The 25,001-nt window shown below is 30.7% G+C and carries 18 protein-coding genes and 3 tRNA genes; 6 read left to right on the forward strand and 15 right to left on the reverse strand.

The genetic code is table 11. The annotated features are described in order from the left end of the window. The first annotated feature begins 227 nt into the window (after positions 1 to 227). A complete protein-coding gene (locus V9L04_RS09230) occupies positions 228 to 5,525 on the forward strand; it encodes an AAA family ATPase (protein ID WP_338793804.1) in 5,298 nt (1,765 codons plus the stop codon). A gap of 48 nt (positions 5,526 to 5,573) precedes the next feature. Here the strand turns inward: V9L04_RS09230 and V9L04_RS09235 are convergent, their stop codons facing one another. Next, a complete protein-coding gene (locus V9L04_RS09235; protein ID WP_338793805.1) occupies positions 5,574 to 6,347 on the reverse strand; it encodes an ATP-grasp domain-containing protein in 774 nt (257 codons plus the stop codon). A gap of 140 nt (positions 6,348 to 6,487) precedes the next feature. Here V9L04_RS09235 and V9L04_RS09240 point away from each other — a divergent pair, with 140 nt between their 5' ends. Next, a complete protein-coding gene (locus V9L04_RS09240; RefSeq protein ID WP_338793806.1) occupies positions 6,488 to 7,138 on the forward strand; it encodes a peptidylprolyl isomerase in 651 nt (216 codons plus the stop codon). 87 nt (positions 7,139 to 7,225) lie between these two features. On the opposite strand, the gene rimK is transcribed toward V9L04_RS09240, so the two are convergent. Beyond that, entirely contained in the window at positions 7,226 to 8,101 is an 876-nt protein-coding gene (gene rimK / locus V9L04_RS09245; protein ID WP_338793807.1) for a 30S ribosomal protein S6--L-glutamate ligase, read from the reverse strand. A 147-nt stretch (positions 8,102 to 8,248) separates the two neighbouring features. Here rimK and V9L04_RS09250 point away from each other — a divergent pair, with 147 nt between their 5' ends. Further along, entirely contained in the window at positions 8,249 to 9,751 is a 1,503-nt protein-coding gene (locus V9L04_RS09250; protein WP_338793808.1) for an FMN-binding glutamate synthase family protein, read from the forward strand. A 74-nt stretch (positions 9,752 to 9,825) separates the two neighbouring features. On the opposite strand, the gene V9L04_RS09255 is transcribed toward V9L04_RS09250, so the two are convergent. The 3 genes from V9L04_RS09255 to lpxK all read right to left on the reverse strand — a co-directional run bounded on the left by V9L04_RS09255 (position 9,826) and on the right by lpxK (position 12,498). Then, a complete protein-coding gene (locus V9L04_RS09255; RefSeq protein WP_338793809.1) occupies positions 9,826 to 10,419 on the reverse strand; it encodes a hypothetical protein in 594 nt (197 codons plus the stop codon). Between the two features lie 191 nt (positions 10,420 to 10,610). Continuing rightward, entirely contained in the window at positions 10,611 to 11,420 is an 810-nt protein-coding gene (locus V9L04_RS09260; protein WP_338793810.1) for a helical backbone metal receptor, read from the reverse strand. Position 11,421: 1 nt separating this feature from the next. Next, on the reverse strand, positions 11,422 to 12,498 hold the full coding sequence (lpxK, locus tag V9L04_RS09265) for a tetraacyldisaccharide 4'-kinase (protein ID WP_338793811.1): 1,077 nt from the start codon (positions 12,496 to 12,498) through the stop codon (positions 11,422 to 11,424). Positions 12,499 to 12,846: 348 nt separating this feature from the next. Between lpxK and V9L04_RS09270 the strand changes: the two genes are divergently transcribed. Further along, positions 12,847 to 14,811 (forward strand): ABC-F family ATP-binding cassette domain-containing protein, encoded by a 1,965-nt coding sequence (locus V9L04_RS09270; protein ID WP_338793812.1) that lies wholly within the window; start codon positions 12,847 to 12,849, stop codon positions 14,809 to 14,811. Positions 14,812 to 15,462: 651 nt separating this feature from the next. Here the strand turns inward: V9L04_RS09270 and V9L04_RS09275 are convergent. Next, on the reverse strand, positions 15,463 to 16,239 hold the full coding sequence (locus tag V9L04_RS09275; protein ID WP_338793813.1) for a hypothetical protein: 777 nt from the start codon (positions 16,237 to 16,239) through the stop codon (positions 15,463 to 15,465). 176 nt (positions 16,240 to 16,415) lie between these two features. Here V9L04_RS09275 and purS point away from each other — a divergent pair, with 176 nt between their 5' ends. Continuing rightward, positions 16,416 to 16,676 (forward strand): phosphoribosylformylglycinamidine synthase subunit PurS, encoded by a 261-nt coding sequence (purS, locus tag V9L04_RS09280; RefSeq protein ID WP_338793814.1) that lies wholly within the window; start codon positions 16,416 to 16,418, stop codon positions 16,674 to 16,676. A gap of 69 nt (positions 16,677 to 16,745) precedes the next feature. Here the strand turns inward: purS and V9L04_RS09285 are convergent, their stop codons facing one another. The 6 genes from V9L04_RS09285 to V9L04_RS09310 all read right to left on the reverse strand — a co-directional run bounded on the left by V9L04_RS09285 (position 16,746) and on the right by V9L04_RS09310 (position 23,446). Then, positions 16,746 to 17,576 carry a hypothetical protein gene (locus V9L04_RS09285; RefSeq protein WP_338793815.1) on the reverse strand — a complete coding sequence of 277 codons (831 nt, stop codon included), beginning with the start codon at positions 17,574 to 17,576 and terminating at the stop codon, positions 16,746 to 16,748. A 58-nt stretch (positions 17,577 to 17,634) separates the two neighbouring features. Beyond that, positions 17,635 to 17,961, reverse strand: a complete 327-nt coding sequence (locus tag V9L04_RS09290) for a nucleotide pyrophosphohydrolase (RefSeq protein WP_338793816.1) — start codon at positions 17,959 to 17,961, stop codon at positions 17,635 to 17,637. 219 nt (positions 17,962 to 18,180) lie between these two features. Then, positions 18,181 to 18,672 (reverse strand): Hsp20/alpha crystallin family protein, encoded by a 492-nt coding sequence (locus tag V9L04_RS09295; RefSeq protein WP_338793817.1) that lies wholly within the window; start codon positions 18,670 to 18,672, stop codon positions 18,181 to 18,183. Between the two features lie 346 nt (positions 18,673 to 19,018). Continuing rightward, positions 19,019 to 19,933 carry a mechanosensitive ion channel family protein gene (locus V9L04_RS09300; protein ID WP_338793818.1) on the reverse strand — a complete coding sequence of 305 codons (915 nt, stop codon included), beginning with the start codon at positions 19,931 to 19,933 and terminating at the stop codon, positions 19,019 to 19,021. 116 nt (positions 19,934 to 20,049) lie between these two features. After that, positions 20,050 to 22,230, reverse strand: a complete 2,181-nt coding sequence (locus tag V9L04_RS09305; RefSeq protein ID WP_338793819.1) for a TonB-dependent receptor — start codon at positions 22,228 to 22,230, stop codon at positions 20,050 to 20,052. Between the two features lie 271 nt (positions 22,231 to 22,501). After that, entirely contained in the window at positions 22,502 to 23,446 is a 945-nt protein-coding gene (locus tag V9L04_RS09310) for a glutamate--tRNA ligase family protein (protein ID WP_338793820.1), read from the reverse strand. 156 nt (positions 23,447 to 23,602) lie between these two features. On the opposite strand from V9L04_RS09310, the gene tsaD reads away from it, so the two are divergent. Then, positions 23,603 to 24,604, forward strand: coding sequence for a tRNA (adenosine(37)-N6)-threonylcarbamoyltransferase complex transferase subunit TsaD (tsaD, locus tag V9L04_RS09315; protein WP_338793821.1), 1,002 nt, complete (start codon positions 23,603 to 23,605; stop codon positions 24,602 to 24,604). Positions 24,605 to 24,660: 56 nt separating this feature from the next. Here tsaD and V9L04_RS09320 read toward each other — a convergent pair. From V9L04_RS09320 to V9L04_RS09330, 3 genes are all read right to left on the reverse strand, one after another. Next, positions 24,661 to 24,734, reverse strand: a tRNA-Leu gene (locus tag V9L04_RS09320). Between the two features lie 86 nt (positions 24,735 to 24,820). Next, positions 24,821 to 24,892, reverse strand: a tRNA-Pro gene (locus V9L04_RS09325). A 6-nt stretch (positions 24,893 to 24,898) separates the two neighbouring features. Beyond that, a tRNA-Phe gene (locus tag V9L04_RS09330) sits at positions 24,899 to 24,993 on the reverse strand. Positions 24,994 to 25,001 lie beyond the last annotated feature (8 nt).

A 25,001-nucleotide genomic window follows, 5' to 3' on the forward strand; every position in this document is an offset into this window, starting at 1 on the left:
AAGAAGAAGTATAGAAAATAATATAAGTATTATTCTTAGAAACGAATATCTGATTTGCTAAATATATCTTTTATTCTCTATAAACTCATATTTATTCTTCTTATATCCTTATTTTTTTGTAGAAAAGTGGTATATTGACTACATATTAGCTATTTCATTAGATACCTATATTGCTTGTCTTTTGTACTTTCGAAAAACTAATCCTCTTTTTAGTAAAAAATATTTATATGGACAATCTATTTCCCTTTGCAGAAGATATAAAAGAAATACATGTCGGACAAATTACAATTGTTTATGAAGGTTGGCATAAACAGTTAAATAAAAAAATCGCTATCAAAGTATTGCGTGATAGCCTACCATCACTAAAGAATATTGCCAAATTTAATGAAGAGTATGTCCTCACAAATAATATAAAATCTAATATAATACGAAAAGCAATCAGTCAGCATCGAATTAATGACCGACATGTTCTTGTTTTAGATTATATAGATGGCTATTCATTGAAAGAATATATAGAAAACAATGGACTTTCTTTAGAAGAAAAATTAAATATTGCCATAGCCATAACAATTGCTTTACAAGAAGTACATCAGTTTAATATCATTCATAAAGATATTAATCCTAAAAATATACTCATTGGAAAAGATAATCAGATTTATATTATTGATTTTGGGATTGCGTCACAGTTCAAACGTCAAAAAAAAAATGCTGAAATAGCCAATACAATGGAAGGCACAATAGCCTATATTTCGCCCGAACAGACAGGAAGAGTAAACCGTTCGATAGATGTTCGTACTGATTTATATTCTTTGGGAGTTACCTTTTATGAACTTTTTACAAGGGGTTTACCTTTTCAGTTTTCTGATATAATGGAGCTTATACACTCACATATTGCACTTACTCCTACACCTGCACACGAAAAAAATCCAAAAATCCCTTTGATGCTTTCTAAGGTATTGGAAAAATTACTATACAAAAATGCAGAAGCACGTTATCAAACAGCTTTTGGCTTACAAAAAGATTTAGAAAAAATTCTTAATAGTCTAGAAACTGGAAAAGAAATAATTGATTTTGAGTTAGCTCAACAGGACTTTATAACTACTTTTCAAATTCCTGAAAAACTATATGGAAGAGAAAAAGAAATTCAACTACTCACTAAAACATTTGATAAAGTAAGTTTGGGTGCAAATTATCTTGTTCTTTTAGGGGGGTATTCAGGAATTGGAAAAACAGCGTTAGTAAACGAACTTTACAAATCAATTACTCAAAAAAGAGGCTATTTTATAAAAGGAAAGTTTGACCAATTTCAAAGTGATGTTCCTTATAGTGCTATTATTGAGAGTTTTAAAAATTTTATAAATCAAATACTTACCGAAACTCAGGCAAGAATAACAGCATGGTCAAGAAAAATAAAAAAGGTTTTGGATGTCAATGGAAGCGTACTGACAGACGTTCTTCCTTTATTAGAATTAATAATAGGAAAACAAAATCCTGTTCCTAAATTAAGTCCTAGTGAATCTCAAAATCGTTTTAATTTGGTTATTCAAAGTTTTGTCAAAGCAATTAGTAAGCAAGAACATCCTTTAGTTATTTTTATAGATGATTGGCAATGGGCTGATAGTGGAAGTTTGAGTTTACTAGAGCTTTTGATGACAGATATAAGCAATACACATTTGATGCTCATCGGAACATATAGAGATAATGAAGTAGATGCTTCTCATCCTTTTTCTATTCAACTAAGAGAATTAGAAAAACTAAATATTCCCCTTTCTAATATAGTTTTAGAACCATTAAGTTTTGAGAATATTTCTGTTTTGGTAAACGAAACACTCCATCAACAAAATGAATCTAGCCATTATTTAGCTGAAATAATTTATAAAAAAACACAAGGAAATCCATTTTTTACAAATCAATTTTTAGAGTCACTTTATAATCAAAACTTACTAGAGTTTTCTCATCAGAAAAAAGAATGGATATGGAATATTGATAAAATAAAAGAAAAAGATAGCACTTCTAATGTAGTGGATTTGATGAGTCAAAAAATACAAAAATTAGACAAACAAACTCAAAAAACTTTGCAATATGCTTCTTGCATTGGAGGAAAATTTGACCTTCAAATCCTTGCTCATATTTTGGGTTATTCAATCAAAGAAACAGTTGAAAAACTTATTCCAGCTCTTAAAGAAGAATTGATTCGTTCAGAAGATGATAGTTATAAAGGTCTTGATAAAACAACAAAAAAAGTACGTATTGCTTTTTATTTTTTGCATGACAGAGTCCAACAAGCAGCTTATTCTCTGATAAACGAGCAAGAACAACAAGAAATAAGTCTGAAAATAGCTCGTTTCGTTTATTATGAAAGAAGTCAAAAATATATCAATGAATGGATTTGTGATATTGCAAATCACTACAACAAAGCAAGAGGTTTAATTCAAGATAAAAAAGAACAAAAGGAACTCATTCAGGTAAATTTAAGGGCTGCAAAAAAAGCAAAACAATCATTAGCTTATCTACCTGCAATTAATTATTTAAAAATAGCTGTTTCATTATTAGAAGAGGATGCTTGGAAGAATACTTACCAAGAAACCTTTGAAATATATAGTCTATTGGCTGATTGTCTATTCTTAAAAGCAAAAAAAGAAGAAGCAGAAGAAATTTTTAATCTATTACTAGAAAAGTCCCAATCTAGATTAGATACAATTAAGATTTATAGTACTCAGATTATTCTCTTAGAAAGTTCGCTTAAGTTTGTAGAAGCTATAGAGTTAGCCCGAAAAGCTCTTGCCATTTTGGATATAGAGTTGCCTAGAGAAGAAGATAAAAAAATAGAATTTTTTCAAAATGAAGTGGCTTTTATCAATTCTAATTTAGAAGCAAAAGGAGGAACAGAGTTTTTAGAAAATCTTCCTATCATGCAAAATGAAGAAATTGATGAAGCTCTCAAAATACTTTATCTTACTTGGTCATCTTGTTATATGTCTGGAGATATGAATTTGGTTGTACTGACGGCTGCTAAAATGGTTTCTTTAGGTATTAAATATGGAAATACTGCTGAAACTGCTTGGGCTTATACAGCTTATGCGATTTTTGTTTCTTCAGGAATGGGAAATTATAAGTTGGGTTATGATTTAGGACAATTGTCACTCAAACTAAATAAAAAATTTGAAGATTTGCGTACTAAAGGACCTTTAAATCATTTGATAGGAATTTTTTTGCATCATTACAGAAAACCTATAAGAAATGGTTTTCATTATTTCAAAACAGCTTTCGAAGCAAGTCTAGCTGTAGGAAGTTATGGATATGTAGCTTATGCACATTGTGTTTTGGCAAGACATCAGGTTTTGGCAGGAGTGAGTTTGGAAAAGGTGGCTTCTGAAACAGATACAAATATGGCTATTCAATATAGTTTGAAAAATCAAGGAACTGCACAACTTGGAATAGTAGTAAATGCTTTTGTGAAAAATATGTTAGGGCAGAGTAAAAGTCCTGATAGTTTTGATAATGATGAGTTTGATGAAAATGCGTATTTAGAAGGTTTCAAAACTCTTCCAATTGGTGCCGCCATTTACGAACCTCTCAAAGCAAGAATGTATTTGTATCAAGCAGATTATCAAAAAGCCATCGAACATTCTGAAAAAGCAATACCTGTAATGATAGCTCTTTTTGGTTCAGAATGGAATTGGTTTCATAATAATAATTATAGCTTGGCTTTGTGTGGTATAATTATCCAAAATCCTGATCATCCCAAGAAAAAAGAATATTTAGACATAATAGAATCTAATCAAGTACAAATGAAGATTTGGGCAGAGAACTGTCCTGAAAATTTTTCTCATCTGTATTTGATAATTGAGGCACAATTGGCTCAAATCAAACAAGATATTCTTGCTGCTATGAATTTGTATGATAAAGCTATTCTTGCTGCACAACAAAATCAGTTTGTACAAGATGAAGCTCTTTCAAATGAGCTTGCAGGGAATTTTTATTTGAGTTTAGAAAAAAAGGAATTTGCACGTATTTATATTCAGAAAGCACATTATTTATATAAAATTTGGGGAGCAACCAAGAAAGTAATTCTATGTCAGAAACAATATAGATTACTTCTTGATGATACTAGAAATGGAGATGGATTTTTGTTATCTCCTACTATCCAATCCTCTTCTAGTATTTCTTCTACTTCTTCGTCAAAGGGAACATCAATAGGAAATTCATTAGATTTAAACACTATTTTAAAGGCAAGTCAAGCTATTTCTAGCGAAATAAAATTAGAAAATTTACTTGCCAAAATGATTCATATTATTGTAGAAAATGCAGGAGCTGAAAAAGGATATTTGATTCTGAAAAAAGAGGAAGGATTTCAAATTGATGCCTATTATTCGTTAGCTGATAATATTACAGAAGTAATGCAATCAGAATCTGTTACAGACAATGAAAGTTTGCCCAAAAATGTTCTTAATTATGTAATTCGTACTAAAGAAACCCTCATTTTAGACAATGCACATAAAAATATGACCTTTAAGCAAGACAATTATATTCAAAAAAATGAAGTTAAGTCTTTGCTTTGTATGCCAATTATAAAACAAGGAGAAATACTAGCTTTAGTGTTTTTAGAAAACAACCAATCACATACTATTTTTAATAAAGAACGATTAAATATACTTAATCTTCTCTCTGCTCAAATTGCTGTTTCAATTGATAATGCTTTAGTATATGAAAATCTTGAGCATATTGTAACAGAACGAACTACCGAACTTAAACACTCTCAAGAACGCATTACATCAAGTATTCGTTATGCAGAAACAATTCAGAAAGCTATTTTTCCAAATCAAAAAGAATTTAACTCATATTTTGATGACTCTTTTCTTATTTTTCTGCCCAAAGATATTGTAAGTGGAGATTTTTATTGGACAACAAAAATTAATGGATATACATTTATTGCTGTCATTGATTGTACAGGACATGGCGTTCCAGGGGCATTTATGTCTATGATAGGAAATACATTACTCAATGAAGTGGTTTTACAAAAAGAAATAACAAAACCTTCGTTGATTTTAGAAGCATTGCACCAAGCCATTCGAAAAGCACTCCGACAAACCACCACACGTAATAGAGATGGCATGGACATGGTTATTGCAAGAGTAGAATATACAAAAAATGAACTAGTAAATATAGAAACTGCAGCAGCAAAACGCTCATTATTATATTCAAAAAATGGTGAATTTTTGAATATCAAAGGAGATAGACGCTCTGTAGGAGGAATTCAAAGAGAAGACAAACGTACTTTTAAAAACCATAAAATTCAGCTCAAAAAAGGAGAATGTTTGTACATGTTTAGTGATGGTTTTAGCGACCAAGCAGATAAAGATTTAGAGAAATTTGGTTCTAGAAGATTAATAGAGTTACTAGAATCTATGAGTAAAATTAAATCAATGAAAATACAGAAAGAAACTGTCTTAAAAGAATTAGAAAATCACATGGAAAATACTGAACAAAGAGATGATATTACACTTATTGGCATTCGCTTATAATATTCCTCAAAAAGGAGTTTGATTGTTTTAAAACTCCTTTTATTTTTATCAAAACTTGAAATAATCTTTACATTCTACCAATTCGCTCCAACGTGTATAATTCAGTTTTGCATAATCTAAAAAATTAAGTCCATAATCTCCCAATGAAAAACCGTCGTTTACTTCTAAAAGTAATGTTTTGCCTTTGTCAGTTACACAAAAATCAATTCCATACGCCAAAGGACTAGAACTAAAATCTTGAATACACTTTTCAATGATTTTATAATCTGGATTGATATTATAGTTGCCTCTGTATCTCCGTATATCCAAAATTTCTCCATATCTGACAAAAACTCTGAACTCTGCAACAGGATTGATAAGTTCTGAACACCAAATTTCATAATTTTGTCCTTGAATACCTTTTCCTATCAAATCTTTTGAAGAATTGATAACCAAACCTGTAAAGAATTTTTGTTTGTCTTCTCCTTTTGGTTTAATGAAAATATTTGGAAGTGTTCGGCTGATTTCATCAATGGTAGAAGTCCAAATTTCTCTTCCTAAATAATTTCTAAGTTCAAAAGGGTAATCCAAATCTGATTCTAATTTATGGCTATAACCTAGATATTCTAATCTGCTTTTTACAAAACCTATTCCACCAACAGCAATATTTTCTTTATTATCTATATCAGTTTCTTGGTTATTTTTTAAATTTTTCATTCCTACAATATTATCTACAAGAATGTTTTTTGCTCCCATAAACTCAAAGCCTTTCATAGCTGTAAAAGCTCCAAGTTGAGGGCGATTAGAAACAAGTGTCGGATTTAGAACATATACATCAATCATTTTTAAAGTAAATTTTAATGAAACTATTTTTAGTGGTAAATTTGAATGTAAATTTTACTTAGTGTATAAACTACAAATCTAATTTTATAAAAGTTCTGAGACTTTCTAAAAAACAATTCATACTAAAATCATTTATTACAATGAAAAAGAATAATTTAATTCGTTTACTATTTTCATTTATTTTAATTTCAACACTTATGAGCAGCAAATGTAGCCCAGACAAAGACCAAGTAGTAACCCTTACTACAAAATTTGGTGATATGAAACTTATCCTTTTTGATGACACACCACTTCACAAAGAAAACTTTATCAAATTAGTAGAAAATGGAACTTATGATGGAACAATTTTCCACCGAGTAATCAAAGGATTTATGATTCAGGGAGGAGACCCATTTACAAAAGATGAGTCAAAAGACCCTAGAGAATATGGAACAGGTGGTCCTGGTTATACAATTCCAGCCGAAATCAAAGATAATCATCCACACCGTAAAGGTGCAGTTGCAGCAGCAAGAATGGGAGATAATGTAAACCCAAAAAGAGAATCTAGTGGTTCACAGTTTTATATTGTAGAGAAAGACAATGGAGCAAATCACCTTGACGGACAATATACCGTTTTCGGACAAGTCATTGATGGATTTGATGTAATTGATAAAGTGGCACAACAAACAACACAATATCCTGACCGTCCTGTAGAGAAAATTGTAGTTAATTTCAAAGTAGAAGAAATTTCTAAAGAAAAAATTACAGAAGAGTATGGTTACAAATATCCTGAAGTAAAAGAGGAGAAATAATAATTTGTACTATAAAAAATGGTTAATGAAAGAACAAATGTTCTTCATTAACCATTTTTTTATGACTCTATAAATGAAAAATCTTCTTTATTCTACATTACGTTCTATATATTTTATTATTGCTGTTGCAATATCTTTTCCTGTTGCTGCTTCAATTCCTTCTAATCCAGGAGAAGAATTTACTTCCAAGATAAGAGGTCCTCTTGCAGATTGCAACATATCCACACCAGCAACTCCTAAACCTAATACTTTGGCAGCTTTTAAGGCTGCATTTTCTTCTTGGTCTGTTAGTTCGATAACATTTGCACTTCCTCCTCTGTGAAGATTCGAACGAAATTCGCCCTCTTTTCCTTGTCGTTTCATTGCACCTACCACAACACCATCAACAATAAATACACGAATATCTGCTCCTCCTGCTTCTTTGATAAATTCCTGCACAATAACACGAGCTTTTAAGCCATTAAATGCTTCTAGCATAGATTCAGCTGTATTTCTATTATCTGCCAAAACTACTCCTAATCCTTGTGTTCCTTCCAAAAGTTTGATAACTAAAGGTGCACCACCTGCTTTATCTACTACACTTGTGACATCTTTTGAATAATTACTAAAAACTGTTTTTGGTAAATCAAGACCAGCTCTAGCCAAAATTTGAAGACTTCTTAGTTTATCTCTTGAACGAACTAATGCTTGGGATTCAGTAGAAGTAAAAATTTTCATCATCTCAAACTGACGCACAACAGCAGTTCCGAAAAAAGTGACAGAAGCACCAATACGTGGAATTACACCATCAATATCAGACATTTCTTCACCTTTATAAATGACACTTGGTTTCTTTTTTTGTATTACTAAATCACATTTTGTGTGATCTATAACTACCATTTGATGCCCTTTTTTTTCTCCAGCTTCAATAAGTCTTTTGGTTGAGTAAAGATTTTTATTTGCTGATAAGATAGCTAATTTCATGAATTTTATTTTAAATAATTTTGTTTTAAGTTTTATCCACAAAAGATAGTCATTAATCTATCAAATCCAAAAAAAACAAATCTTAGTACAGGTTGTTTCTTTGTTAATTAACAAATCTCATCTAACTTTATCTTTATTACTTTCTCAATGAAACATGTTGTTGTTTTTATAGGAGCTATATTTTTTGTTATTATAGCTGCTTATTTATTATTTTTCTTTCCTATTTATACACTTATAGGGATTTTGGTTTTAATAATTTTAGTAGGTATTTATGATTTGAACCAAAAGAAACATGCTATTCTACGTAACTTTCCTGTAATTGGACATTTTAGATATATCTTAGAAAGTATAGGGCCTGAAATCCATCAGTATTTTATAGAATCAGATACAGATGGAAAACCACTCAATAAAAATCAAAGAAAGTATGTATATTCAAGAGCAAAACTAGAGAATGATAACCATCCGTTTGGAACAGAACATGATTTACAAACTGAAGGAATGGAATGGACAGCACATTCTATTTACACTACTGAAAAACTAGAAACTCCACCACGAGTAAAAATAGGAGGTAAAGATTGCAAACAACCTTATGAAGCAAGTTTATTAAATGTGTCAGCGATGAGTTATGGTTCTTTGAGTAGCAGAGCTATTGAATCTTTGAATTTGGGAGCAAAAGAAGGAAATTTCTACCACAATACAGGAGAAGGAGCAATCTCTGACTACCACAGAAAAGGGGGAGATGTAACTTATCAAATTGGTACAGGTTATTTTGGTTGTAGAGATAAAGAAGGAAATTTCTCAGCAGAAGAATTTATCAAAACCATTGATTTTCCAGAGCTCAAAATGGTAGAAATAAAATTATCTCAGGGTGCAAAACCAGGTCATGGAGGAGTTTTACCAGCCAAGAAAAATACGGAAGAAATAGCAAAAATTAGAGGAATAGAACCTAATACTGTTGTAAAATCACCTAATTCTCATAAAGAATTTCAGTCTGCTGAAGGGTTATTGCGTTTTGTACATACATTAAGAGAACTCTCAAAAGGTAAGCCTATTGGTTTCAAACTTTGTATTGGTAGCAAAATGGAATTTGGAGATATTTGCAAAGCAATGGTAGAAACAGGAATAAGACCTGATTTTATTACTGTAGATGGTGCAGAAGGAGGAACAGGAGCAGCACCAATTATTTTTTCTGACCATGTTGGAATGCCTTGGGAAAATGCACTTGTCTTTGTAGATGATACACTCAAAAAATATGATTTGAGAAAAGATATACGAGTGATTACATCAGGTAAAATAGTTGATGGATTTGATATATTTAAAGCCCTTTGTTTAGGTGCAGATTTATGTAACTCAGCTCGTGCTATGATGTTGTCTTTAGGTTGTATTCAAGCTTTAGAATGTCATATGAATACGTGTCCGACAGGAGTTGCTACTTCAGATCCATCAAAAATGGGAGGTTTAGTAGTTTCAGAAAAATATAAAAGAGTAAAAAATTATCATGAAGAAACTCTAAAAGATTTCTTAGCCTTATTTTCTGCAACAGGCTGTAAAGATTTATCAGATCTTAATCGTTCACTTATTTTTAAGCAAATACAAGGAAAAGAAGTTTGTTTTGCAGAACGTTATCCAGAAGTAAAACTATTGGGTTAAAATTATAAAATAAAAAAAGGGACTTCTTTAGCTAAAGAAATCCCTTTTTGTAAGTAAGTGAAACGTGTGGTCTTTTACAATTTCATCATTTTTGGATATTTGTAAATTGCATAAGCAATAGAAGCTGCAGCATGGCGTACAAATGTATCAGTGAAATTTGGATTTAAATCCGTTTTTTGTTTGAACTGTGATGCTGAAAGTCCGTGTCCATTATCTTCAAATTTAGACATCTGTCCTGTTGCTTGATAATCTACTGAACCATCTTTTTTATATGTAATTCTAAGCATCGTATTTCTATCCATATCCCATTTATAGCCTTTATTTACAGAATAAAATATTTTAATTATATATTCTCCTGTTGAGCTACGTTTGTCGATAGCAACCATTGTTGTATTATAAACAAGGTTGGATTTTCCTCCTCTTTCTCTGTGTACAAAATAAGTATATTGCCCTGGACGTGCAGATTGCTCTAACTCCCATTTGTATTTTACGCCCTTGCGAACCAAATAACCACGAGGATTGTCTTTTACTTCATTAATTTCACTTTTAGCATTCAAATCGGTAAAAATAGAATTGTAATACTCATTAAACGAAGTGGTTGCATAACTACTTCCTACAAAGCAAGCAAAAATAGAGGCTAAGATAATTGTCTGAATTTTTTGAATCATTTTTGTCATTTTATAAATAAGATTTGGGGAAAGAATAATAATATTTTGATAGAGTAATTTATGAAAAAAGTAAGTGGAATAAAATCTCTTTGTTAATCTTTTTTGTAACAATGTACTTCATAAAAAACACAAACCACGCCAACTATTAGTTTTTGAACGAAAAAAGTGGAGAAAAGACGGTTTTAATTTAATTAAAACTTACTAAAATGCAATTTAATGTCTTTTTGTAGTTCTTTTAAATAATCTACAGTATAGTTTAGTCTACTTCCATACCACGAAAAAAGTTCGCCATCCACTACCCTAATATAGGCATTTGGCAACATTTGAGCAAATTCTTGAATGTGTTTTTCTTTAAAAGGATAAGGTTCAGAGGAAAGCAAAATAATTTGAGGATTCAATTCTTTTATTTTTTCTTCATCAAGAATAGGATAACGATTCTCAGTTGTGCTATTTTCTAAATTTGTTCTTTCTAAAATATCTTGAATAAAAGTATCTTTCCCTGCCACCATAAACGGGTCTTTCCAAATAAAATAAAGGACTTTATACCTTTCAGGTAATGAATCTGTTTTTGCTAATTCTTTGAAATCTGGATTCAATTTATGCACTAAATTTTTAGCTTCTTTTTGCTTTCCTACCAATTTTCCAACTTCTGAAATCATTTCAAAAGAGGATTTCAAATCATTTATATCACTTATCCAAACAGGAAATTGTTTTTCTAACTGCTCAATTCCCTCCTTATAATTTTCTTCTTTGTTGGCAATAATCAAATCAGGATTCAATGCAATTATTTTATCGATATCAAAATCTTTTGTTCCTCCAACTTTAACTATTTTCTGTACATTTTTTTTAGGATGAATACAGTATTTTGTAATTCCAACAACATTTTGACCAATTCCCAAATCAAAAAGAAGTTCTGTTTGAGAAGGAACAAGTGAAATGATACGTGTTGGAAATTCTGTTACTTCTACTTTACGATTGAGCTGGTCTGTATAAATAGGCATTTTAGTATTGTTGTATCAATTTTTGAAACTGTTTTTCTTCATTCTGATCTAAAAAAACAACTTTTATAGGAATATAAAAAATAGAAATTTTATTTTGTTCTTCTTGACTAAATGATTCTAACAATGGACGAAGTTTGACAGCATCTTTTTCTGTGGTAAACCAAATAGTATGTGATTTTTTCAGAAACTCAATATCTTTTTCTATATAATTATAATGGTCTGGAAAGTGTTTATTCTTTTCTGTTTTTCCAAATGTTTTTTCTATATACTTTTGAAAAGGTTGATAATTTGCAATTCCTGTCAAGATTCCAAAAGAATATTTTTTATCAGTATTCGATTTTAGGTCTAATTCCAAAACTTCATTATTCAATAAATCAATAGGTTTATCATAATCAAAACTCGTAAAAAAAACAAGAGACTTTGTGTAATTATTAATTTTATTTCGAATAGATTTTCTTTTTTCTTCTGCTAAATCTAAAGGACACTTACTTACCAAAACTACATTTGCACGTCGTGCGCCCTTTCTATTTTCTCTAATTCTTCCCATTGGCAATAAAAAATCTTCATAAAAAGGACGATTATAATCAGAAAGTAAAATCGAAAAATGGGGTTTTATGGCTCTATGTTGAAAAGCATCATCTAATAAAATTGTTTTTGTTTGGGGAAATAACTCAAGAATTTTCTGCGCTCCCAAAACTCGTTTTTCACAAACAGTAATATTTACTTTTTCTAATTTATTATTTGCTACAAATTTTTGATAAAACTGCATCGGTTCGTCGCCAATTTCAGAAGCTGTTGTTTGCTTATTTGCTAAAACAAAACCCTTTGTTTTTCGTCCATATCCTCTTGAAAGGGTAGTTAATTTATAATTTTCTGCATTTTTATTTTTCTCTAGAAAATATCGAATCAAATATTCTATGTGTGGCGTTTTTCCTGTTCCTCCTACGGTCAAGTTTCCGACTGAAATAGTAAAAACAGAAGGCTGGATAGACTCAAACCATTTTTTATCGTAAAAATAATTTCTGATTTGGGTTATCAAATCGTATAAAACGGCAAAAGGAAAAAGGAGGTATTTCAAAATATAAGAGGATTAAAGTAGTGTAAGTAGTAAGACATTATTAGCAAGTGATTTTTATGATTACTATGATAATTACAGGATAATACAATAAAATTTAAATAAGTATTAAAAAGATATTATTATTTAGCTTCACTAAACTTCATTTGTATTTATCTTGCATTTCATCTTAAAAATCAGGTAAATCACTCGCTAATCAGTTATATGTATTATTAATTTTGTACGACTACTTACAGTATATAAAAGTTTAAACAAAAATAGAATCAAAATACCTCAAAAGTATCAAATAATTTAATCTAGCAAGTTGTTTTCCTTTTGTTTTGACAAGAAACTATCGTAATTTTGCTGATTATGCTTAGTATCAACAATCTCTCGTTTTATTTTGCCGATCGCCCTATTTATTTTGAGGCTTCTTTACACGTTAAACCTAAAGAACGTATCGGTCTTATTGGTGCCAATGGAACTGGCAAATCTACACTTTTACGTCTTATCGATGGCGAATATACGCCTGATGAAGGCGATATTAGCAAGGCTAAAGACTGTACACTTGGTTTTCTGAATCAAGATTTGCTCTCTTATGAAAGTCATGAGCCAATTATCAATGTGGCAATGCAGGCTTTTACTCGTGAAAATGAACTTTCTGCACGCATCAATAAAATTCTATCCAAGATAGAAACAGAATATAATGACAAACTTTTAGATGAACTCGCAACACTTCAAACAGAGTTTGAAACGTTGGGAGGTTATTCTATTCAAGCAAGAGCAGAAGAAATTTTGGAAGGTTTGGGCTTCAAAACAGCTGAACTTACAAAACCACTTGCTCAGTTTTCGGGAGGTTGGCGTATGCGTGTCATGCTTGCAAAATTATTATTGCAAAAACCTGCACTTTTGATGCTAGATGAGCCTACCAATCACTTGGATTTGCCTTCGATTGAATGGTTAGAAAGTTATTTGAACAACTATGAAGGTTCGATAATGATTGTTTCTCACGACCAAGACTTTTTAAATAATTGTTGTAATGTAATTGTTGAGGTTTGGGGACAAGATTTGATTCGTTATTCTGGAAATTATGACTTTTATAGAGAAGAAAAAGCATTGAGAGCAGATTTGCAGCAAAAAGCCTACGAAAATCAACAACAAAAAATAAGAGAAGCAGAACGTTTTATCGAACGTTTTAAAGCAAAAGCATCAAAGGCAAAACAAGCACAATCAAGAGTAAAACAACTAGATAAAGTAGAACGAATTGAAGCTGTAGAATCTGATGCTCCGACAATGAGAATGCGTTTTACCTTCCAAAAGCCATCTGGAAAAATAGTAGCCGAATTAGACCATGTGTCTAAAAGTTATGGACAACTTCAAATCTTAAACGAAGCCGAAGCCATGATAGAAAGAGGCGACAAAATTGCCTTAATTGGTGCAAATGGAAAAGGAAAATCTACCGTTTTGAGAATGCTCGCAGATGCAGAAAGCTATAACTCTGGAGAACTCAAAGAAGGACACCACGTAAGACAGTCTTTTTATGCACAGCATCAATTAGAAGCTTTACATTTAGATAATGACCTTTTAGAAGAACTTCGCAGCGCAGGAGCAGACCGAACAGAAGCAGAGTTGAGAGCTGTTTTGGGTTGTTTCTTATTTGCTGGAGATGATATTTATAAAAAAATACGTATTCTTTCGGGTGGTGAAAAATCAAGAGTTGCCCTTGCAAAAATGTTGCTTTCAGAAGCAAACTTTCTTTTGCTAGATGAGCCTACCAACCACTTGGACATGAAGTCTGTAGATATTTTGATAGAAGCTGTCAATAATTACGAAGGAACTTGTATTGTTGTTTCTCACAATCGTCATTTTATCCAAAGTATAGCAAATAAAATTTGGTGGATTGAAGAAGGCAAAATCAAAGAATATCCTGGCACGTATGACGAGTTTAAGTATTGGAAACAGCTACGAGATGCAGAAGAAAAAGAAAATAAATCAACTAGCTTAGAAGCAAAGAAAGCTAAAGAAGAAAAACAGGCAAAACAAGAAGAGTACAAAAATAGTAAACAAAATAATCAACATCTTTCACAAGAAGAGCAAAAAGAACTTCAAAGAAAGGTTCGTCAAGCTGAACGCAATCTTGAAAATGTAGAGAAAGAAGTCAATAAATTGGAAACCGAAATTAAAGAATTGGAGAAAGAACTTGCCTTACCAAGCACTTACGAAAACCCAGAAAAAGCTGAAAAATTATCTAAAAAACATGCTTCTCTCAAAAAGAGTTTGGAAATAAGAACTGCTGAATGGGAAAATGCAATGTTAGAAGTAGAAGATTTGAAGTAAGAATTTTATTTAGTAAGAAAGTCATTTTAAGAACACTTATTTTTTTTCAGAAAAATAAGTGTTTTTTGTTTTAGTATACATACCATCAATAAAAAAACACACCCTTCACATAAAAAGTGCGTTTTTGATAGGTTTGACCCATAATAATTTTCACAATGAGATTTTTACAGATTTTAATGTCACCAACTAAAAATATTTTTTGTTAGTTTATATATAGCATTGATTTTCTGATTTTTTTAATTAAGAAGGTCAGAGAAATTTAATGTATACAGCAGTATTCCCCTTACTTCTGCATACGTTTCTTTTTCATTTAATTAAATACTGATATTCAATTTATTTGAGTACTCGTCCCCTTAAAATTTTCCTCAAACAAAAAAAGAAACATTCTCTGACCTACTGCCTGTTTGAAATAATAATATCTCCAAACGAAGGACTTATATATCCCCTTGTTACTACTTAATGTCAAAAAGTAGGTAATCATTACAGAATATTTGTAAAATAATTCGATTAATTTTAAATTTTTATTTTAAATTGTTGATTTTCAGTGATTTAATAAGCAAATATTTTTTTGTTTTAGGTATAAAAAAACTCCTGTAATTGTTAATAAATATTAATTTATACTCCTTCAAATTAATTTCTTTTTTGTATAATTTAAAAATCTGTATTAATTACTCTTAGATTATAGGGAAGTTGGGAAATAAATTTACTCCACTCTGGAATAGTTTCTTTATGAATAGTAGCGTAGTAAGTTATTACTGTGTAGCCCTCTATTCTTAATTTTAATTGACAAAATAATTTTGAACTAAGATCTTGAGTAGGATGATAATTAATAAAATACTTCAATTCGTTTATATTTTCAAATAGAATTAATTTTTCTTTATTATCTTTTTCCTTTATAACTATTCCTTGTTTTTTTAGATTTACTCCAATATTTAGATGTGATTTTGTATTCTCTATTTGTTTTCTTGTTGGATTTTTCAGTTTTAAAGGTTTGCCATTATGCCATTCTATCCAACCAATAAAACCTATCACAGATAAGAAAAATAAAATAGCTATAGCCCAACCCAATGCTATTCCTACAATGGGAAATAAAATAGGAGAAACTACTAACATTAAAAAACCTAAAACCTTTAAACCACTATCGGGAACATACATAGGACGATAGGCAAAACCAAAATTCAAAAACTCCATTGGTTTAGCTTCTAAAAATAAATTTTTTGAAATAGGAATTTCTTTGAGTGTATCAAACTGTTCACAATGTGATTCATTAAGATATTGCCAACTTTCTATAAAAAAAGCAGATTTGCAGGCTGCACAAATTACGATAGTATGTCCTTCTTCTATTTTTTCGCCTGTAATGGGGTCAGTTCTGTCTTGGTTCAAAAAATCTTGATGAGTTTCTGAACTGATAGTATGTGTGTATGTCATAGAGTAATTTTACGTAAAATTACTTTTAGGTGTTTAATTAGGTTTATTTTAATCTATGAAAAAAAGGTAAGTTATTAACTTAGTCGTATATTTGTTGTCATAAATGGTTTTGTACAAACATTGCTGATTCAACCTTATTCATCAATAATTAACCTCACTCAAAATTACATAAAACTATGAAATTCAGAGCAGAAATTGACGTAATGCCACTCAAAGAAATCTTAGATCCACAAGGAAAAGCTGTAAAACTAGGCTTGGATAATTTGGGATTAAAAGAAGTACATGATGTACGTATCGGAAAACATATTCAGTTGGAAATTGAAGCAACTGATAAAGCAGAAGCCGAACAAAAAGTAGAACTGGCATGTAAAAAATTATTAGCTAATTTGATTATGGAATTCTACGAATACAAAATATTTGAGTCAGAAATGGCTTAATTATTTAAGAAAAATAAATATTAACCGTTAATAATTAGTTTATTGACGGTTTTTTTGACATTTAAGAGTTTATACAATATTCAAAAAACCCACAGCTAAAAGTTGTTCTTCCTCTTTAAAGATAGAAATACGATAAGTTCCTTTTAGCTCAAAGGCTTGCTCAAAAAATGAAAAACGCAGTTGTTTATCTATAAAAAAAGTTTCTTCTGTATATTTTTGATAGATTCCTTCTTCATTTTGTTTTTCAATTACAACTTTTAAGGATTGCGAATTAAAGGGAGTTTCATCTTTTATAAAAATATAAATTCCTTCTTTTGCCTTCTCTAATTTGAAGGTTTTTTGATGTGAAATAGGATACTTCTGTTGGTTTAAATCATTACTAAATAAAATTTTTGATTTATAACTAATTGTTATTTCCTTAGAAATAATGATTTTTTTATCAGCATCTGCAATCGAAATTTTATAAACTCCTGCTTGTAAAAAAGTATATTGAAGAACTGCCCAATTTCGTTTTTTATTGATATAAATCTTTTTGTTGTCATACTCTTCAAAGCTAGATGTTGTCTCATTCTCTTGCTTAGAAACTACTTTTTTATCTATAAAAAGATATAGTTTTGGATCAGTAATCTGCTTTTCACTTCTAAACAAAACATACAAAAAACTACCTTCAATGGCATCAATTTTCCATTCGTTACTAGTATAATTTGGGTCAGCAGTTCCATTTTCATTGTATTTGGCTGTCAGAAAAAGCTCTTGTGCAGACAGAGAGGAAGTCAAGAAATAGAAAGTCAGAAACCATAATACATAACAATATACTTTCTCAAACTTGGGTTTAGAAATATATTTATAAATGAAGGATAATAAAAAAAATGTTGAAAAATTCGCTAGAAAGCGATTCATAAAATTAAATTATTGATAGGTAATTAAAGTAATTATTTGATTAGAGAGTAATTTTGAACTATTGCAATTTTTTGTTTTCCTTGTGTCTTGTACTATCTCGTTGTGTTTTTTTGTCCAAATTTTTCTGTAATGCTTCGGTCAAATTTACGCCTGTTTGGTTTGCCAAACAAATAACCACAAAAAGAACATCAGCTAGTTCATCAGAAAGCTCTTTGTCTTTATCAGACTCTTTGAAAGACTGCTCACCATATTTTCGTGCAATTATTCTAGCCACTTCTCCAACTTCTTCGGTCAGCATTGCCATATTGGTAAGTTCATTAAAATATCGTATTCCAAATTGGTTTATCCAATCATCAACTGTTTTTTGAGCTTCTTCTAAAGTCATTTGAAATGTGTTTTTTGTGAGAACAATAATAAAGATTACAAAAACAAAGGCTATTTGTTTAGGGCTATTCGAACAAAAATCGAACAAAAAAACCGTTTCAAGGAAACGGTTCTTTTGGATTTCACAACTTAACTACTGTTGATCTTAAATATTTTTAGTATTTTCTAATGTCTATATATTTTCTAGTATTTCTACTTATTGGTAATTTTCTCAACAAATTTATGCAATACTTACTTTTTTCTTGTTAACTACTTCAGCTTTCTTTGGTAAAACGAGTTTTAAAATTCCGTTTTGATAAGAAGCTGCAATATTTTCGCCATCTACATTTTTAGGAAGTGTAAATGAACGTTTGAAAGAAGAAGAACGGAACTCACGACGAGTGTAATAGTTCTGTCTTTTTGATTCTTTTGCTGTATTATCAGATTTTTTATTATCTGAATCTTCATTTGATTTTTCTTCTTTTTCCTCTTTCATTTCTGCTGAAATAGTAAGTTTATTATCTTCTATTTCAACATTAAATTGGTCTTTTTCAAAACCTGCTGCCGAAACTTCAATTAAATGTTCGTTTTCATTTTCACTGATGTTAACGGCTGGTAATGAAAGTTCTGAACCAAATTTAGTCATTCCATTTGAAAGGAAATCTTGGTCAAAAAACTCTGCAAAAGAGTTAGGCAAAAAAGAATTGCTAGGTCTATATTTTATAAGTGTCATAATAATAAAAATTTAAGTGATTAAGGAATAAATTATAAAAAGATTCTTTAAATAAATGTGACTACTAATAAATAATTATATTATTCGTAGTTACATTTGACTTATATTATTCAAATTATGAACCAAAATGCTTTTAAGCTATTTTGTAATAAAAAAATGACAAATTGACATTTTTGATTGTTTTATCTGTGAAAAGTAGATTTTTAATATGTCAAAATGACTGTGTCTATTACGCAATCAATATGATATATGAAAATTTAATGCCAAAAAATCGATGTTACTTTTTTTAACTTCTCTTTTAGCTGTTTTCTAGACTATTAACAAGCTCTACTTCAAATTGTTTGATTTACTGCTTTTCTGAACTTTCTGACCCGTTTTGTTGAGATTTAGAAGGTTCTACTTCTGAATTGAAACTTTGGCTTAAATGACGATGAGGAACGCCTATTTTTATTCCTTCTTCATCAAAACGGTATTTTATATCTCTAATCAAGTCGCAATACATATCAAAAGAAGTTGAAAGATCTTTTGCCCAAACGCTTGCTCTTATTTTTATTCCTCTCTCATCCATTCCAGTAGTTCTTACCAAAACAACAGGTTCTCCCTTTATTTTTTCTTCTAATGTTCTTCCATCTATCATATCAGGGTGTTTCATAGATTCTTCTTCCATTATAGATATTGCTTTTCTCAAATCAGTATCATAGGTAATCCAAATTTCTACGAAACGTTGAATGGTGGGGTCTTCTATAGTAGAGTTAACAATTACATCACTACTAATATTGGAATTAGGAATAATAATACGTTTGTTTTCAAGTCCTTTTATGACAGTATGACGAAGTGTAATGTCTTCTACCACTCCAAAGTAAGTTCCCACAACTACAATATCTCCGACTCTAAAGGGTTTAAACCAAACAATGAAAATTCCACTCACAATATTACTAAATGCTTTTTGAGAAGCAAAAGCAATAAAAGCAGCAAAAATCCCAGCCCCAGCAAAAAGCGTAACAGCTAATGCACGTAATGAAGGAATAGTATAAGTGATAAATAAAATAGCCAAAATGACAATAATAAAATTTACGCCATTTTTGAAAAAACGAAGGCGAGTCGCATTATCATAGTCTTTTGATTCTTGAGAGTCTGCAATATTTCGCAAATGCTTATTGATAGCTGATTTTGCCAAACGAGAAGTAACCCCTGAAACAATGAGAATCAAAATAATGGTTAGTAATAATCCTGTATCGAAAGGAATAATTTTGTCTATCATGGAAAAAAGTCAGAGTTTATTAAATCAGAACCTAGAAGTAAATACAAAGGTAAAGTTTAGAATTTAAAGTTAGTATAGCTAAAAAAGAAAAATAATTCTACCTTCTAAATTTATTTTCAAAACTTCCAATTAATTCCAACATTCCATCTCAAAGGATCTTGTGGAACGCCTACAAAAGTAGTTACATTAGGAACAGACGTATTGTAATAACGAGTATCTAATAAATTTCTGAAACGAGTAAAAATAGTAAAGTTATCTTTGATGTGATAACCTGCATATAAAGAAGCCACCCAAAAAGGCTCATTTCCAAGCGCATTTCCTGCATCATCTTTAAAAGTTGTGTGATAACTTGTACTTCTATACAAAATAGATGGTGTAACATCAAAATTCTTATAAGAAAACTCACCTATCAACCTCAAGGTGTGCATAGCACTAAGAGGAAGTTGTCCTTCATTTAATTCTCCACCTGAATAGGAATAGGCTAGATTTGTATGTACTTTCCAATCTCCAAATGTTTGATGATAAATAGCTTGAAAAGTTCCTCCATAGGTTGTAGCATCTCCTTGATTTATGGATACTTCAGCAGCACTGACTTCAATTCCTTTAAATGTCTTACCTGATTGAATAACATCTGTAATCAAATCTGTAAGTGTATTGTAATAAATATCAGCACTAAAACGAAGAGTAGTCATTGGAGCATAAGACGCATTGACTTCAAAAGTTTGATTTCTTTCTGGGCGAAGCTCTGAGTTAGGAAGATGATAAAAAGGTAACGTAAAACCAGTAATTTGATTGTTATCATTTGTGGTAGGAATAAAATCACCAAATTGTTGAAATGTCTTTTGATTAGAAGGTGCTAAAAATGCTTGTCCATATAAAAGTTTGATATTGAATTTTGCATCAGGCGAAAAAACAAGACCTACACGAGGATTGAAAGCACCTTGATAGCGAGTATTATAGTCGTAACGAGTTCCTAAAGTCATGTACAAACGGTCTGCAAAGCTAGTTTTAAACTGTGCATAAACGCCATAATTTTGATATTGTGTCCAATAGAAATTTTGAAAAATCGTCAAATCTTTTCCTAAAGAATCTGTTACATTTGTTCCAATATAATATTGTTGTGTCGAAAACTCAGGTATATTTCCATCATAAGGCAAAGGCAAATCTCCTGTTTGTGGAAGTGCTTTCGAACTCTGAAAAAGAACGCCAACAGTAAGATTTGTTTTTTCTGTAAAATAATATTGAAATTGTTGGTCAAACTGAAAAGCTGCTTCTGAGGCATACTTATAACCTTTTTGATAACCAGAATATACATTTTCAAAATTAGAATCTTCATCTACTGTAAAAGAGTTAAAAGAGGCAATTGTTCGGAAATAAAACTTGTCTATTGTTCTTTGAAAGGAAGTATAAATGTTTGTCAGATTTGTACCATAGCGAATATCTTTTTTGAATAAAGTATATTCTGGACGATTAGCTACTGAAGTAGAATGAATTTGTTTGTGATGGGTAAAACCAACTGTAAAATTTTCTCCTACACTTATTTTTGCGCCCACATTATAGGCTTGTGTAGGCATTGCAAAAGGCTCTATCTCTACTGTTCGTGTTACATCTGACACAAACTGACTTGCCAAAACTTCTCCATTGGTTTGATAACGATTGATATACCAGTCAAAATCTTCTTGATAAAACTCTGGAAAATTTGGCTCAGCAGAATAATACTGTTTTCCATAAATCATAACTGAAATATCTTTGATAGCTGCACCTGCAACGAATGAATTATCAGCTGTATTGAATCTTCCAAACGAAGAGTTTATTTCAGCACCTTTTATTTCAGCTCCATTTTTGGTGATAATATTTATGATTCCTGAAAAGGCATCTGCACCATAAAGAGCTGACGCAGGTCCTAAAATAACCTCAATTTGTTTGGCATGATAAATTGCAAAATTATGTTGAACAGGATGCAAAACGCCAGTAATTGAACTAATTCGGATTCCATCTTGCAAAATAACAAAACGCTCGTTGCCACCAATTCCACGAATGGAATAATAACTATTGGTATAAGTATTTGCCTTTTGTTGGATTTCAATTTCTGGAATGTCTCCCAAAACATCTTCCAAAGATGTATAGCCTCGCTGTCTAATTTGATCTTCTGTAATTACATAAATTGTAGCTGGAGCAGTTCCAATACGCTCTACACTTCTACTAGCTGTCATTACTCGTGCGTTTGACCATAAATTTTCATAATCAACTTCTTCGTCTAAAAGCTCTTGCAGACTTGCCTCAAAAGAATGTCTCATAGTCGAATCTGGAGTCGCTTTTTTTATATTGTCTTGATTGTTATCCTGACTATAAGAAAAACTTATTTTTGTGAAAAAAAGAAAGACGCAAAAAGTAAGAAAGTAATAATTTTTAGTCATAATCAATGGCAATTTTTAGGAAAATAAAAGACAGAAAGCAATCACAAAGCAAAAGTAAAGTTTTTGCTTATCAAATTACTCATAACTAATCTTTTTTCAAAATTCTAATTCAGAAAATCAATTCTTTATATGGCTGTTTCTAAAGAGTCAGTTACAGTAAATCTAGAATTGTTTGTAAACTTTGTTTTGGTTCTATCTTTATCCATTCACAAAACTGTTTTAAAAATTGTTCTTTTGTTCCTCCATTTTCTCTAAAATACTTAACAGAAAAAGAATCATATCTACTTCCTGCTGATTTAGAAATTTTATTTCCTGCTGTATCTTCAATCAAATCATGATGCAAAAATATAATTTCTAAAAAAGAATTTTTTTCTAAAATTTCTGCTAAAAAAAGCTGTGCTGCTGTTGAGTTTATCAAATCTGAACCTCTGACTACAAAATTTATATTCATTCTAACATCATCTATCAAAGAAGTGATTTGATAAGCTGGTAGTTTTATATCTCTCTGAACTTTTTTCTGTACAATAAAGAAAGGTATTTTCTTTTCTAAATTAATTTCAAAATTACCTCTATTACAATCATTGATTAGAATATTTTTTTTATCAAAATAGTTTGTATTTATTCGAAGAGCAGACTTTTTTTGATTTTCTGTATGTAGTGAGTTTAAGCAAAAGCCATCATAAATATTTTTGTTATATAAGTTCCTTTGTTGAATTTCTGAACGAGAACAGAAACACTCAAAAACAGCATTTTTGTGTTTAAGAATTTCAATTTCTTTTTGATAAATTTCTAAAAAATGATGCTGTGAATAATTAGATTCGAAGTCAGTTGGGGTCTTTGCTCCTTTATCCCAATCTATTCCCAAAAAATCAAGTGTTTCGAAAATATCCTGTAAATACTCTGGTCGTTTTCTAGTCTTATCAATATCATCAATACGCAAAGTAAGTGTTCCACCTGTTTTTCTTACCAAAATCCACGTCAAAAGGAAAGAAAAAGCATTACCTTTGTGTAAAAATCCAGAAGGTGTGGGCGCAATTCTTGAATGAATCGGTTTTTGAATAGAATTTAATACTGATTTGATTTTTGAATGGTTCATATTGATTTGTGTGTTCAGTTTAGCTTCTCTGAGGACTACGTCGTTCTCAGAACTGAATAAAACGCTTCCTCAGAAGCGTGTTTTTTTATTTGTTTATCACGCTTTTGAGAAAGCGTAAAGTTCGTTTCTGAGGAAACGAACACACTTTACAAAAATATGACAAAAATATTAGCTATTGAGTCAAGTTGTGATGAAACTTCGGCTTCTGTAATTATAGATGGACAAGTAAAAAGTAATTTGATTGCTACACAGGCAATTCATCGTGCTTATGGTGGTGTTGTGCCTGAACTAGCATCAAGAGCGCATCAACAAAATATAGTTCCTGTTGTGATGGAATCCTTAAAAGAAGCTCAAATTACGACAAAAGATTTAGATGCAATTGCTTTTACTCGTGGACCAGGTCTTTTGGGTGCACTAATTGTTGGGACAGCTTTTGCAAAATCGTTGGCTCTTAGTTTAGAGATTCCATTGATTGAAGTCAATCACATGCAAGCACATGTTTTGGCACATTTTATTGATGAACCAAAGCCAAAATTTCCGTTTTTATGTCTGACGGTTTCGGGTGGACATACACAGATTGTTTTGGTAAAAGATTATTTAGAAATGGAAGTTATTGGAACTACACAAGATGATGCCGTAGGAGAAGCATTTGATAAAACAGCTAAAATGTTGAGTTTGCCTTATCCAGGGGGAGTAGAAATTGATAAATTAGCTCAAAAAGGGAAAGTTCAAGATTATGGTTTGCCAAAAGTAGATTTACCAAATCTTGATTTTTCATTTTCTGGACTCAAAACGGCAATTCTTTATTTTATAAGAAAACAAGAACAGAAAAATCCGAATTTTATAAAAGAAAATATAAATGATATTTGTGCTACCATTCAACATACACTTATCGAAACGCTTTTGAGAAAAATTATTCAAGCTGCTGAACAGAAAGGGATAAATCAAATTGCAATTGCTGGAGGAGTTTCTGCCAATTCCGAACTTAGAAAAAGAATGACAGAGTTAGGAGAAGAAAGAAACTGGGATATTTTTATTCCCAAAATGGAATACTGTACTGATAATGCTGCTATGATTGCGATGGCTGCTCACTATAAATTTTTGAAAAAGGAATTTAGTAATCAAACTGTTGCTCCACTTTCAAGAATGAGTTTTTAATGGTGTACCTGAATGCTTGTAGGAATATAAAATATGGATTATGTTATTTAATTTTGTAGCGATAAAGGGATTCGAACCCTTAAAACTTAGTTTCTAAAACTAATACGTATGCCAGTTCCGTCATATCGCTATTTAATTAAAAAACTAACTCTTCTTACCCTAAGGATTTTCTCACTCCATTGAATGAAGATTTCAAATAAGACCAAATTAGTTTAGTATAACAGGCAAGATTCGAACTTGCGACCTCTTCATTCCAAATGAAGTAAACTACCACCGTTATCCTGCTATATGTTGTGGAAAAGATTGGATTAGCTTCGCTGAATACTTATTTCGAACCAATGCCCAACAGATTTTTAGTCTGTCACTCTACCTGTCTGGGTTACTTCTCCATTTTTTG

Origin of the sequence: Bernardetia sp. MNP-M8, assembly GCF_037126285.1 — a bacterium.
GTDB lineage: Bacteria > Bacteroidota > Bacteroidia > Cytophagales > Bernardetiaceae > Bernardetia.